We start from the raw sequence: 13,026 nt of genomic DNA on the forward strand, positions 1-13,026 counted from the left end.
CGGAGTGGTGACGCAGCGGATTGCAAATCCGCGCACCCCGGTTCGATTCCGGGTCGGGCCTCCAGAGATCTCTCCCAAGCTTGGGTTTCATTAAAAATTTAACAAAACTCGCGGCTTTGAACGCTTTTTGGTGACTGCCAGAAGCCGACGTGCCATCGACATCGATGCTCTTCCCATAAGGTCTCCGCAGCGTTACACTCTCGCATGACCGATAAATCCACCATGACCTATGCGCGCTATCTGGCGCTCGACACATTGCTGGACGCCCAGCACCCCCGATCCGATCTGGACGACGAGATGCTGTTCATCATCATCCACCAGACCAAGGAACTCTGGCTCAAGCAAATCATCCGCGAGATGCGCTTCGCCAAACAGCAAATAGCCGCCGACGCGCTCGTGCCTGCCTATAAGGCGCTTGCGCGGGTTAGCCGCATCCAGGCGGTGATGACGTTGAGTTGGGATGTATTGTCCACAATGACGCCCAGTGACTATACGCGTTTTCGCCATGTGCTGGGGCCCAGTTCCGGTTTTCAGTCCGATCAGTTCCGGACCGTGGAATATATGCTCGGCCTCAAGGACAAGGCCTTTTTGAAATATCAGGACGATCGTCCGGAAGCGCTGGTGGCGATGCAGGCTGCTCTCGATCAATCGAGCATCTGGGATGATGCGATAGCGGCGCTGGCTCGGGCCGGTTTCGATATTGCACCGGACCTGCTTGACCGTGATTTTGCCGTTTCCCATCAGCCGTCGGAACAGGTCGAGGCGGCCTTTCTGCAAGTCTATCGCAATCCGGAGAAATATTGGGAACTCTATCAACTGGCGGAAAAACTGGTCGATCTGGATGATGCGATGGCGACCTGGCGGCACAAACATGTGCTGACCGTCGAGCGGATCATCGGCGGAAAAATGGGAACCGGCGGAACCGCTGGCGTTTCCTATCTGCAGAGCACGGTGGGCAAGCGGGCCTTTCCGGAACTATGGTCGCTGCGTACCCAGTTATGAGCTGGAAACATCTGTTCTCCAAGTCTCTTGCGGCGAACCCGGAGCGCCTGCATTTTGCCGCGCACAGCCATCATCTCTGGCCTGATGCCAGCTATGAAGGCCATATGGCGGCTTGGCAGGATGCGGCGGTGCTGGCAGATCACAAATGGGACAAGATCATGGGGCCTGTCTGGTCCGAAGCGCAGCAACATGTAGCTGATGAACTGAAATTGCCCGATCCCGCGACGCTTTGCTTCGCGCCAAATACCCACGACTTTATTGTGCGGATCCTGTCCGCTATTCCGGCACGACCGGTTCGAGTGCTCGCGACCGATGGTGAGTTTCACAGCTTTCGCCGGCAAATGACCCGCTGGGTGGAGGCGGGGGAGGTCGTTCTGCAAACGGCGTCACCGGGTGGCTTGCTAGAGACTGCACAGTCCGGTGAATTCGATCTGATATTCGCCAGCCATGTTTTGTTCAATTCCGGCACCATCATCTCCGCGCTGGACGAGCTTGCGGCGCTGGCCCGTCCCGAAGGGCCCTGGGTGGTGATTGACGGCTATCACGGCTTTATGGCGATCGAAACCGATCTGTCGCAGATTGCCGATCGGGTGTTTTACCTTGCGGGTGGTTATAAATATGCGATGGCGGGAGAAGGGGCCTGCTTCCTCCATGCGCCGCCGGGTTTTGCCGAGCGACCGGTTGTCACCGGCTGGTATGCCGCATTTGACGATCTCGCCCTGGCACCCGGAGATGTCGGCTATGCGCCGGACGGGCGGCGGTTTCTGGGCAGTACGTTCGATCCTTCCGGTATCTACCGGTTCAATGCCGTGCAGAATATGCTGGATAGCGAGGGGCTGACGACGGCTGTGATTTCGGACCACGTCGCGACTCTGCAGGCTCAGTTTCTGGAGGAGGATGCTCTGGCAGGTTTTGAATTGCTCAATCCGCTTAACGATCAGCAGCATGCCCGCTTTCTCGCCTTTCGTGGGGAAACAGCGTCGGCGCTTCATGACAGGCTGGCTGCGCAGAATGTCGTGACCGATGTCCGCGGAGATGTTCTGCGCATTGGCTTCGCGCTTTATCATGATCGGGAGGATGTCGCGCGTTTGACAAAAATAATAGGGCAGGTGAGCTGAGCGCTGTGCCGTTACGGATTGTCTGACTGGGCGAGTTTCCTAACGGTTTCCACGGTTTTCACCGCTGATTTTTCCGTTGACGTGAAAGATTCTGCCAATAGGCTTAACTGAACAATTAAACGTCGCGTTGAAAAGGACAGACCATGAGCATTTCCGTCGATATCCAGAATGACGTTGCCCTGATTACCATGGACGATGGCAAGGCCAATGCCGTCAATTTCGATCTGATGATCGCGCTCAATGAAGCACTGGACAAGGCCGAGGCGGACGCCAAAGCGATCGTTCTGACTGGCCGCGAAGGGCGTTTTTCCGGCGGCTTTGATCTCGGCATGATGGGCAGCTTTACCCGTGACGATTCTGTCTGTCTGCTCGACCGGGCATCCGAATTGGTGCTCCGTCTCTACGGCGGACCAATGCCCGTTGTGGGAGCCTGTAACGGGCACGCGATCGCGATGGGTGTGTTTCTGCTAATGGCTTGCGACACGCGGATTGGCGCGGCCGGCGATTTCAAACTGGGTGCGAATGAATCGATTACCGGTATGACACTACCGGTATTTGCGGTCGAACTGGCGCGGGATAGACTCAGTCCGCTGCACCAGACCCGCGCGATGATCCAGGCTTTCATCTACGATCCGAAGGGTGCCGTCGAGGCGGGATATCTCGATATGCTGGTCGAACCGGACAAGGTGGTCGGTCAGGCTACCGCGATTGCGGGGCAACTCGCCAAGCTGCCGGGCCATGCCTATGCCTATCAGAAATCGGCGATGCGGAAACCGGCGCTGGATGCGATCCGGGCGAGCATTGGCAATCACCCGAACCTGCGCAAAATGGCTTAGCGGTGCTGGTCGATCAGGATCGGGTTGCCATCCGGATCGGTCAACATGATACTGGCTGGACCGTCGCTGCCTTCGGTCTGGCTGTCGAGTTTGACACCCGCTGCCAGCAATGACTTCTGGATTTCGCGGACATCGTCGAAATCATCGAGATTCTGTCCATCCTGATCCCATCCCGGGTTGAAGGTCAGCATATTCTTGGGAAACATGCCCTCGAACAGGCCGATCATTGTCTCGCCATTTTTCAGGATCAGCCATTTCTGGTCTACGTCGCCGCCAAATTTGGCAAAACCAAGTTTCTCGTAAAAGGCTCTGGAAGCGGCGATGTCCTTGACCGACAGGCTGACCGAAAAGGCTCCGAGTTTCATTTTCATTCTCCCAATTGCTACGCTATTGCCGGACCGGCAGGATTTTCGGGTTTTGCAAAACCGCTGCGGACAGGATCGCGATGATCAGGCCCACCGGGAATATCTCCATGAAAGTCATCGGCATACGGATATATATTTTCCCGTAATCGGAGCGCATTTCTTCCAGGGTCGCAATTTCCTGCGCCAGTTTTCCCGCCGTCAGACCCGCTCCCTTTTTGGCCTCGATCGCGCTGTTCACATAGCTGTCGATAAAGGCGTAGCCGTTGCTCATCGAATATAGCTCCCAGACGACCGTGTATATGAGCCCGGCGATAACCGCGATGGCGAGGCCCATGGCGAATGCGGGAAGGAAGCGGATCACACCGCCGAGTTCCTGATCACGATAGCGCTTGATACCGATGAATATCATCGACAGCGCAACCAGCATGGTCAGATAACCGAATAGTTCTGACGACAGGAAACTACCGCCGTCGCTGACAACCAGGCCCAGGATCAATGTGACAATGGTGATAGTCCCGGACAACACTCCATAGGTTAAGGCGATTTTCTGCATGATCTTTCCTCCGCTTGTGCGGTGGTTATGACAGCCGCGACGGCTTTTGGAAATCACCCGGATGGGTGACTGGGCCATTATCACCCCGATATATCAGGGGATAAGATGCAGGGTCCGTGCTTCCTCGATCGCCCGGACACGGCCGTTGACCTGAAGTTTTTCGTAGAGTTTCGCGATATGGGTTTTGACGGTGTTGGGCGAGATATCCAGCGTCCGGCCGATTTCCTTGTTGGATTGACCATCCGCCAATGCTTCGAGAACTTCCAGTTCCCGCCCGGATATGCCTAGTGATTTTAGCGCGGCGCTGTTCCGCTCAAACGGCCCGCGCGGTTTTCGCGCCGTCAGCCGGTGGCCCACCCAGATCCCAAGCGCAGCAAAGGCAAGGGCGATCAGGACAACATAGATTTCAACCGAATAGGTCTTGCTGAAATATTGATATTGCAGCCATTCCAGCGCGAAAGCGGCTGCGGTAAGTAGCGCGGCGTAGAGCAACAGGATTTTCAGGACAGGTTTCGATATCATGATCGGCGGGACGATCGGTGCGCACCAACCGCCCTATTTCTCCTCCAGCAAGTATTTCTTCCAGAAAATCAGACTCGCCCAGAATTGATAATCACCATTGGCCTTCTTGCGGAAGCCGTGGCCTTCGTTTTCGGCGAGCAAATGCCAGGCGGGGCGACTGTTGGCGCGGACGGCGGCGATGATCTGGTCGGCTTCGCTTGCCGGGACGCGCGGATCATTGGCGCCGGTGACGACCATCAGCGGGATTTTGATCTCGCTGGCGCGGATAAGCGGGCTGATTTCCTGCAATTTGGCGCGCTGGTCGGGGTTGCGCTCGTCGCCATATTCGATTCTCCGCAAATCGCGACGGTAGGCCTGGGTGTTTTCGAGGAAGGTGACGAAATTCGAAATGCCGACAATCTCCAGCCCGGCTTTCAACCTGTCGCCATAGCGCAGCATCGCCGCCAGCGTCATATAGCCGCCATAGCTGCCGCCGGTCACGGCGATGCGTTTGCGGTCAATCCGCCGGTCCTTGCGCAAATGGTCGAGGAACGCGCCGATATCGAGCACGCTGTCCTCCCGCCGCCACGGGCCATTGTCGAGCGAGACAAATCTTTTGCCAAAGCCGGTTGATCCGCGGACATTGGGATAGAATATCGTGATGCCGAGCTCGTTGACCAGATGGTTGTCGCGGCCCAGAAAACGCGGTGTTGCCTGACCCTCCGGCCCGCCGTGGATGTTGATGATCAGCGGGCGTTTGCCCTTGTGCCGCCCGGGATCGGGGCGATAGAGAAAACCGGACATTTTCTCGCCGTCAAAGCTTTCGATCTCGACCAGTTCCGGTACGACATTATCGGCAGCATCCAGCCCGCCGGTCTCGCTTCTGGTCCAGCGGGTGACCGCCAGCGTCTCCGGATTGACGCTATAGGCGTCGATGCCGGTACGGTTGCTGTTCAGGGTCAGGCCGAGCTCGCCCCAGGGGGCAAATTTCACACCGCTGATCACTCCGGCCGGCAAGGCATCGACAACCCGGATATCGCCGTTTTGCGTATCGTAGAATTTCAGCAGAGAACGACCCGCCTGATTGACCTCGAAGGCGATCCAGCGGCCATTCTGGCTGATATCGAAATTGGCAATGTCCCAGATTTTCTCGTCGACCAGCGGTTCGAACAGCGAAGTTTCGAGGTTGACGATACCGAGCCGTTTGACATCGCTGCCGTCATCCGATGCGGCCCAGAGCCGGCCGTCGGGGGCGAATTGCAGACCTTCGTAGGAAACCGGCACGTTGCTGCTGGTCAATTTGCGCAGGCTGCCCTCGGCGATGTCGATCAGATAGAGCTGGTTGTCGGTGACCGATACATAGTTGAACACCAGTAACTGCTTGTCATCGGGAGAGAAATCGATCGGGAACCAGCCGCCACCGGTCGAGGCAACCAGCATCCGGGCGCTTTCCGGATGGGCGGGGTTCATCAGATAGATGTCGTTATAGAGTCCGGTACGCTTGTTCGAGCCGAAGGCGAGCAGCTTGCCGCTGCTCGACCAGGGCCCCAGACTATTGCGGGTCTCGCCGTCGGTGAGCAATTTCGGCTGGCCGTTTTGCAGCGCGAAAATCTGGTTGATCTCGTTGCCGCCGCTGTCTTTCTGAAACAACAGTGCCGAGCCGTCGGGCGCGTAGCGGGCGCTGCTGACGGGCTCGCTGGCGAAGGTCAGCTGCTCGCGCTGTCCCATCGGGGCGGCAACGCGGTGCAGCTGGCGGGTTTCGGCGAAGCGGGTAGCGATCAGCATCGCCTTGCTCTTCGGGTCCCAGTCGACAAAGCTGGCGGTGCGATATTCCATATAGGGGCGGGTCTGGTCGACAATCGCCTGCGGGATGGCGGGGACCTGGTCCGCGACCAGAGCGGCCGGGCGGGGGGCTGTGCCATTCGCTTCCGCCGCTGCCGGGGCACCGGTAAATACCGACAATATAACGCCAATCTGCCAAGCCCGTTCAAACCGCATCCTGATCACTCCCTGTTTTCTTTCGCCAAGCTTATGGACGAACGCTATGAAAAGCAATTAGAGGTGGTTGATGTTTGATGGAAAGTCTCCCTTTGTTTTGCTCGACGATGTGCGGGCCTGTGATGCAGCGCCAGCGCGGCTTTACCGCGATCCGGTGGAGGTCATCCGGGCCGGTAAATTGGAAGATTTGGAAGCATGTTTTGCAGCTTTGTCGCGGGCCCGGCTGGCGGGGCAGCATGTCGCCGGCTATCTGTCCTACGAAGCGGGACTGGGTCTGGAAGAGCGGTTGCGGGGCAAGATTCCGGCGGATCTGCCTGCGCCGCTGGCATGGTTTGGAATATTCAATGATTACATCGAGTTAAGTCAGGATAACCTTGTCCAACAACTGCCCGACCGCAACGGCGCGTGGCTGGGACGGCTCGAACCCTCGATATCCCGCACCGCCTATGATGCAGCGTTCGAAAAGGTCCAGAATTATATCGAAGCCGGCGATATCTATCAGGCCAATCTCACTTTTCGGGCGGAAATGGACTTTTCCGGACATCCGCTGGCGCTTTATGCCGCAATTCGCGGCCGCGCGCAGGCAGGCTATGGCGGGGTGGTGTTCGACGGGACAAACTGGATGTTGTCCTTCTCGCCGGAGCTGTTCTTCGCGCTGAAAGACGGGCGGATCACCGCCAAGCCGATGAAGGGCACTGCGGTGCGGGTGGCCGATCCTGAAGCGGACGCAGCGGTGCAAGCACAATTGCAAAGCGATCCCAAACAGCGGGCGGAAAATCTGATGATCGTCGACCTGTTGCGCAACGACCTGTCGCGGGTCGCAGAGCGCGGCAGCGTGCATGTGCCGGAATTGTTCCATATCGAAAGCTATCCGACCATCCACCAGATGACCTCGACCGTCACCGCACAATTGCAGGACGGGCTCGACGCGGTCGATGTGATCCGGCAGATTTTCCCCTGTGGCTCGATCACCGGCGCCCCGAAAATCCGCGCGATGGAGATTATCGACGAACTGGAAAGCGCGCCCCAAGGCTCCCCCTCCGACCACGCCCCGCGCGGCATCTATTGCGGCTCGATCGGCCGGATCGACGCGCCCGACGAAAAGGGCCGCTCCGACGCCGCCTTCAATGTCGCGATCCGCACCTTCTTCCTGCAGGAGGGCAAAGAAACGCTTTCCATCGGCCTCGGCTCTGGCATAGTGGCGGACTCGGACGGGGAAGACGAATGGCGGGAATGCCTCGCCAAGGGGAGATTTGCCAAAGTGGATGCCAATGCGGAAGGGGGCCACAAGGTCGACCTGATCGAAACCATGGCCTTTGATCCCGCCAGCGGCATCGCCCGGCTGGAAGCGCACCTGGAACGGATGAAGACCAGCGCCGCCTCCCTGCAATTCGAATTCGACCGCCACGCCGCGCGCAACGCGATCCAGGCGATCACCTTTCATCAGGAAGCGCCAGCGATGGTCCGGCTGCATCTCGGCCAGTCGGGCGAGCTGGCGATCGAACTAAAACCGATGCCCGCCCCGCAGGACGGGCCCGTGCAATGCCGGCTGGTGCCGATGCAGGCCGACAAGGCGGATTTCCGCCTGCACCACAAGACCAGCGACCGGCGGGTTTATCAGGTCGCCAGCGAAGACGGCGGCCTGGGCGAGGGCGTCAACCCGATTTTTGTCGATGGCGAGGGTTTTGTCACCGAAGGCGCGATCTGGAATATATTTGTCGAGCGCGACGGGGTGTTGCTGACACCGCCTCTGGGCCGGGGCGTGCTGCCGGGCGTGTTGCGGGCGGAACTGCTCGAGAGCGGGCAGGCGGTCGAGGCGGACCTGCGCGCGGAGGATCTGGCTGGCGGGTTTTCTGTGGGGAATAGTGTTCGGGGGTTGGTTCTAGCGGAGATAGCCGGTTAGCGCACTGATACTGTTAATCCCGTCAAAACGCTGTCAATAATCCGGTACAACCGAAGGTCCGCCGACCTCGCGGCATTTGAGATCGATCGTCCGCCATTCGAGATCGCTGGGCGGCCGATCAATGCGTGCAACTTCGTCATCCACGCATCGCTCTGATGGGGTTCTGTCATCTTGCTCCCGGAGCGCTCTCTTGAGTCTCAACAAAGCGCGACGTTCTGCCTCGGAAATTTGACCCGGTTGCATTTGGGCACTGGCATGCGCCCTGTGTTCAGCATGTGCACGGTCTGTTTGCGTTGAATTATTCCCCGCATTTCCCGTCAATGACACTCCAGCCACCATCGCGAGAATCAGCCGGTGCAGATTTCGGGTTCCAGGGACTTGCCGTCGTTCGGCGTCGTTAAAGGTTTCTGTCATCATCTGTAATTTCCGTTCCTGTTTCCGGGCAGTTGATGGAATTCTGACGTCCCGAAATCTCCAGATCCAGCAGCAAGCCGGGCGTTAACATTGCCTGATTTTGACATAGGCACAATTAACAGGAGCTGTCGGAGAGCGGGCAGGCGGATTTGCGGCTAACGGAGTCTGAATGTTGATGCCTTGCTGAATTCGATGATTTCGAGCATGCCTTGATCAATGAGCAAATCGAAATCGACGCGCGAGGAAAAAGAGCACCAGCAGCTTATGCGGCTGGCAATGTCGGCGAGGGATTTTCGCCATGCCTTGAGTGCTGCAACTTTTTTGACCGAAGAGTGCGATTGGATCAAGAGCTATAGCAATGCGGAGAGACGTAAGTTCCGTTGTTACGAAACAACTATGGTCGTCGCATACGGTCGACCTTTCGTTCAGTCGCGCGGTCAGGTCGCACCACCCTTCAACTGGAATATGGTACCCGAGCTTGAACTTGAACCTGACGAAAGGCGGCTTCACGAGCAGCTGCTCACATACCGAAACAAGCTGCACGCGCACTCAGATAGCGACTTTACTAATATGGGTTTGGAAATCTGGCGAACGCCTCTGTCGGATGGTGAATTCCATGACTTCTTGGCAGTGCGCGGCGGCGAGTCGTTAAACTTCGAGGAGAATGAGGTCGATCAAATACATCGGATGTTGTGGAAGATCCGGCATCACGTTGACGCTGCCCTGCAGGCTCACCCCGCATCGCGCGACGGCCTGCCAGTCATCGCCATTGGGTGAACGGCTGCTTTCCATCCCTTTTTAACCTGCCAATAAAACATTCACCATCACCTCTGGAACCGATCCCCACGATCCGAGTTTCTCGATCATGGAAAATCAATCCCAAACACCCGCAAACCCACACCGTCCCGCCCTCACAGGACCCCACCCGTGATCCAGCTTAGCCAAAACGGAACCTCCCTCCGCATCCCCAGCCTCGTCTATACCAGCGACGAGCAGCCCGGCATCTCGCGGGTGCGGCGGGGGCGGGGGTTTCAATATTTGCTGCCGGACAAGAGCCCGCTGAAATGCAGTGTCGAACTGGCGCGGATCAGGAAGCTGGGCGTGCCGCCCGCCTATACCGATGTGTGGATTTGCCCAAAGGCCAATGGCCATATTCAGGCGACCGGTTTTGATGCCGCGACGCGGAAGCAATATCGCTATCATGACCAGTGGCGACTCTATCGCGACCGGCAGAAATTCGAGTCGCTGGCGGAATTTGCCACGACGCTGCCGCGGATCCGGCGCAAGGTGAACGCGCTGCTCAAGCCGGGGCAGGACGGTGATGTCACGAGCAAGGATGTGGCGATTGCCGCGCTGGTCCGGCTGATCGACCGCACCGCGATCCGGGTCGGCGGCAGCTCGCGGATGAGCAAGGGGGCGACCACGCTCGACATCGGCAATATCCGCTATGACGAAGACATGCTGCGCCTGCGCTATCGCGCCAAGGGCGGGAAGCGGGTGAGCTGCAGCCTGCGTGATACGCGGCTGCAGAAAATACTGGAGCAGATCGACGATCTGCCGGGTAAAAGATTGTTCCAATATGTCGGCAACGACGGCGAGGTCCATCCGCTCGACAGCGGCGACGTCAACGACTGGCTGAAAGAGGCCTCCGGCATGGACAGCCTGAGCGCGAAAATGTTCCGCACCTGGCACGGCAGTGTTGCTGCATTGGACGCGATCGCTTCGGAGGAGAGCCCGACGATCAAGCAAGCCTGCGAAGCCGCCGCCGCAACCCTGCGCAACACGCCGGCGATCTGCCGCAAGAGCTATGTCCATCCGGCGGTGTTCGATCTGGTCGATATGGAGGCGGAGGAGCGGCTGGCGATGATCGAGAGCGATAGCGCGAATATCACCGGGCTGCGGGTGGGCGAGAACAGGTTTGTCGGGTTGATTGGCGGGGGGTAATCAAGGCTTCTCTTGCGGTCTCAAGATCGTCGTCCCAGCGTAGGCTGGGAGCCAACCCGATCTTGCTTTCGCACACCGCCGATTGGTTTGGATCCCGGCCTTCGCCGGGATGATATTGTCCTGCGGAGCCAAAAGCCGCCGCCGCGGTGGGGCGCTAATCCCTGACGGCAAGATCCCCGCCGCTCACAATAATGCGCAGCCCATGGTCCACTCGCGCCGCAGCAGGCTGTAGACCAGCATGTCGCACAGGCCTGCATGGGTGCGTTCATGTTCGCGCAGGCAGGCTTCGCGGGTGAAGCCCAGACGCTCGGCCAGCGCGATCGAGGCCAGGTTCCGGCTGTCGATTTCCGCGAACACCCGGCGATGGTCTTCCCGCTCGAACAAATGGGTGATCAGCGCGGCGGTGCAGGCGCGGGCGACGCCCCGGCCCTGCCGGTTGGCGACCGTGACATATCCCAGCTCGCTCACCTGATCGTCTCCGGCCGGGACCGCGACAAAGCGGCCGACCAGGGCACCGTCAGATTTGTCGATTGCGACCCAGCTGCGGCCATTCCATTCCGGATCGGTGAGCCAGGCGCATAGCTCGGCTTCGCTCTCGAAACGCGGGCGCGAGAGAAAGCGGCAGGCCTCCTCGCTCGAAAATGTCTCGAACAGGGCCGCGCTGTCGCCGGGCTCCAGCTTGCGAAGCCGATATTGGTCGGTCTCGATCAGTGGCGTGTCCGGCATCCGGTCATCCCCCTGTTCCTGTCCGCATCGGGCGGCTTGTCACGATCACTGGTCGGCCTTGCCGGCCTTTGATGCCGCCACGAGCGCGTCCCAGCTTTCCCAGTCGATCGCGCGGCCCGGATAGGCGACCTTCTCGAAGGGCCAGTCGCTTTCTATCCAGCGCCTCGCCCAGGCATAAAGTTCGGCGTCGAAGCCCGCATCATATTCGGCCTTGGTCACCCACATGCTGACCTCGGCGTCATGGCCGTCCACGCTGCTAGGGCGGACATAGAGGGAGCCACGCTCGCGGGTGCCATCCGGCGTCAGCACGGCATAGGCGAAGGACTGGCGCTTTTCGAAGCGGGCCTGTTCATTTTCCATGTCGCGCATCGCATCGGCAGCGGAAATATCCTGGTGCGGCCAGCCGGTGCTGCGGGTGAAGGTCTGCTGCAGATGTTCGATCGAGGACATATAGGCCGCGAAATCAATATCGACCAGCTCGGGGCCGAGCGGGACAAGCTTGAAATTTTCGGTTTCTACCAGCGTCGGAGCATCGAAATCCGCCGGTATGAAGGCGGGGGGAGCTTCGGCATCCGGCGCCGCATCCGGCTCTGCAATTGCGGCAGTGCTGGCCGTTGCAAGGGCTCCCGCGGTTGCCGGGCCGCTCGCCATCAAAAACATTGCCGCCATCAGGGCTGCGCCCGTCATCGTGAAATTCGTCATGCTTGCTCCCTGATAATGCCTGTTTCCAAGGATTGCATCCGCGGGCGCCCGGCGCAACCGTTCAATTGTTCCGGGGCGAATCCGGCCGGATTTCCTCCAGGCGGGGAGGGTGATCGGTGACCGCTCGGGTGCGCCATACGGGGTCTGTTTCCGCACTCAAAAAATTCCGAAAAATCCCGGAACGATCTGCGGGGTCGTCCGTAGATTCCCTGTAGCCACATGGCATCGGCCTTCCCCCTTATGACGGGCCGCCGTGGGCTATCCCTGACAAAGGGCCCTGAAACCTAGAGGAGTGAAAAGAGATGATGTTACAGGATGAGAAAAACCACAGCGTGATCGCCAGCGACCGAGTGGACGGCACCGCCGTCTATGGCCCGGACGAGGGCAAAATCGGATCGGTCGACAAGCTGCTGATCGACAAGCGCGGCGGCAATGTTACCGATGTGGTAATTTCCGCAGGCGGCTTTCTTGGCATAGGCGACGAGAAGCACAGCATCCCCTGGTCGAAGCTCGATTATGACACCGACCTCGGCGGTTACCGGATCGACGTCACCAAGGAGCAGCTGATGGACGCGCCGCGCTTCGGCAACAATGATCCGGACCGGGTCTATGACCGCGACTATCAGTCGAGCGTCTATAATTACTGGACGGTGACGCCTTACTGGTAGGCTGTTATCCCAGACGCAAGAAGCCGGGCGAAAGCGATTTCGCCCGGCTTTTTTGTGCGTGGTGGATAGGCCGGTTAAGGGGGGCGGGAGCGGCTAGTCGTCGTCTTCGACTTTCTCCGGCAGGCCGTTGTGGTCGGTGCCGGCAAAATCCTCCAGCTCCTCTTCGGTCATGCTGTCATACATGTCCTTCGACGCACCCTTGAGGTCGCCGACCCTGGTCTCGCCGCGCTTGGCGGACAGGGCCGCTCCGGCGGCGCGTTGCTGGGCTTTGGATTTCGCGGGCATGGCTCGCTCCT

The 13,026-nt window shown here is 59.1% G+C and carries 14 protein-coding genes; 7 read left to right on the forward strand and 7 right to left on the reverse strand.

What is annotated here, in order from left to right; translation table 11 throughout:
- Positions 1-204 precede the first annotated feature (204 nt).
- The 3 genes from AACZ86_RS15400 to AACZ86_RS15410 all read left to right on the forward strand — a co-directional run bounded on the left by AACZ86_RS15400 (position 205) and on the right by AACZ86_RS15410 (position 2,956).
- Positions 205-1,002: a tryptophan 2,3-dioxygenase gene (locus tag AACZ86_RS15400; protein ID WP_339694158.1), complete on the forward strand. Its 798-nt coding sequence runs from the start codon at positions 205-207 to the stop codon at positions 1,000-1,002.
- On the forward strand, positions 999-2,120 hold the full coding sequence (locus AACZ86_RS15405; protein ID WP_339694161.1) for a class V aminotransferase: 1,122 nt from the start codon (positions 999-1,001) through the stop codon (positions 2,118-2,120). Before AACZ86_RS15400 ends, AACZ86_RS15405 begins: the two co-directional genes overlap by 4 nt.
- A 143-nt stretch (positions 2,121-2,263) precedes the next feature.
- Positions 2,264-2,956 (forward strand): crotonase/enoyl-CoA hydratase family protein, encoded by a 693-nt coding sequence (locus AACZ86_RS15410; protein WP_339694163.1) that lies wholly within the window; start codon positions 2,264-2,266, stop codon positions 2,954-2,956.
- Here the strand turns inward: AACZ86_RS15410 and AACZ86_RS15415 are convergent.
- The 4 genes from AACZ86_RS15415 to AACZ86_RS15430 all read right to left on the reverse strand — a co-directional run bounded on the left by AACZ86_RS15415 (position 2,953) and on the right by AACZ86_RS15430 (position 6,373).
- Positions 2,953-3,321, reverse strand: a complete 369-nt coding sequence (locus tag AACZ86_RS15415; protein ID WP_339694166.1) for a VOC family protein — start codon at positions 3,319-3,321, stop codon at positions 2,953-2,955. The genes AACZ86_RS15410 and AACZ86_RS15415 overlap by 4 nt on opposite strands.
- Before the next feature lie 22 nt (positions 3,322-3,343).
- Positions 3,344-3,874: a DUF4199 domain-containing protein gene (locus tag AACZ86_RS15420; protein WP_339694169.1), complete on the reverse strand. Its 531-nt coding sequence runs from the start codon at positions 3,872-3,874 to the stop codon at positions 3,344-3,346.
- Between the two features lie 93 nt (positions 3,875-3,967).
- On the reverse strand, positions 3,968-4,396 hold the full coding sequence (locus AACZ86_RS15425; protein WP_339694172.1) for a LuxR C-terminal-related transcriptional regulator: 429 nt from the start codon (positions 4,394-4,396) through the stop codon (positions 3,968-3,970).
- Positions 4,397-4,429: 33 nt separating this feature from the next.
- Positions 4,430-6,373 carry a prolyl oligopeptidase family serine peptidase gene (locus AACZ86_RS15430; RefSeq protein WP_339694175.1) on the reverse strand — a complete coding sequence of 648 codons (1,944 nt, stop codon included), beginning with the start codon at positions 6,371-6,373 and terminating at the stop codon, positions 4,430-4,432.
- A 70-nt stretch (positions 6,374-6,443) separates the two neighbouring features.
- Here AACZ86_RS15430 and pabB point away from each other — a divergent pair, with 70 nt between their 5' ends.
- The 3 genes from pabB (at position 6,444) to AACZ86_RS15445 (ending at position 10,634) form a co-directional block, all read left to right on the forward strand.
- Positions 6,444-8,276 (forward strand): aminodeoxychorismate synthase component I, encoded by a 1,833-nt coding sequence (gene pabB, locus AACZ86_RS15435; RefSeq protein ID WP_339694178.1) that lies wholly within the window; start codon positions 6,444-6,446, stop codon positions 8,274-8,276.
- Between the two features lie 630 nt (positions 8,277-8,906).
- Positions 8,907-9,467 carry a hypothetical protein gene (locus AACZ86_RS15440; RefSeq protein ID WP_339694181.1) on the forward strand — a complete coding sequence of 187 codons (561 nt, stop codon included), beginning with the start codon at positions 8,907-8,909 and terminating at the stop codon, positions 9,465-9,467.
- A gap of 150 nt (positions 9,468-9,617) precedes the next feature.
- Complete coding sequence (locus tag AACZ86_RS15445; RefSeq protein WP_339694184.1) at positions 9,618-10,634, forward strand: DNA topoisomerase IB; 1,017 nt, start codon at positions 9,618-9,620, stop codon at positions 10,632-10,634.
- A gap of 183 nt (positions 10,635-10,817) precedes the next feature.
- Here the strand turns inward: AACZ86_RS15445 and AACZ86_RS15450 are convergent, their stop codons facing one another.
- Together AACZ86_RS15450 and AACZ86_RS15455 are read right to left on the reverse strand one after the other, a co-directional pair.
- Complete coding sequence (locus tag AACZ86_RS15450; protein WP_339694187.1) at positions 10,818-11,360, reverse strand: GNAT family protein; 543 nt, start codon at positions 11,358-11,360, stop codon at positions 10,818-10,820.
- 45 nt (positions 11,361-11,405) lie between these two features.
- Complete coding sequence (locus AACZ86_RS15455) at positions 11,406-12,062, reverse strand: twin-arginine translocation pathway signal protein (RefSeq protein ID WP_339694190.1); 657 nt, start codon at positions 12,060-12,062, stop codon at positions 11,406-11,408.
- A 302-nt stretch (positions 12,063-12,364) separates the two neighbouring features.
- Between AACZ86_RS15455 and AACZ86_RS15460 the strand changes: the two genes are divergently transcribed.
- Entirely contained in the window at positions 12,365-12,730 is a 366-nt protein-coding gene (locus AACZ86_RS15460) for a PRC-barrel domain-containing protein (RefSeq protein WP_339694193.1), read from the forward strand.
- Between the two features lie 93 nt (positions 12,731-12,823).
- On the opposite strand, the gene AACZ86_RS15465 is transcribed toward AACZ86_RS15460, so the two are convergent.
- Positions 12,824-13,015, reverse strand: coding sequence for a DUF3008 family protein (locus tag AACZ86_RS15465; protein WP_339694196.1), 192 nt, complete (start codon positions 13,013-13,015; stop codon positions 12,824-12,826).
- Between the last annotated feature and the right edge of the window lie 11 nt (positions 13,016-13,026).

This window comes from uncultured Parasphingorhabdus sp. (genome assembly GCF_963975735.1).
Lineage (GTDB): Bacteria > Pseudomonadota > Alphaproteobacteria > Sphingomonadales > Sphingomonadaceae > Parasphingorhabdus.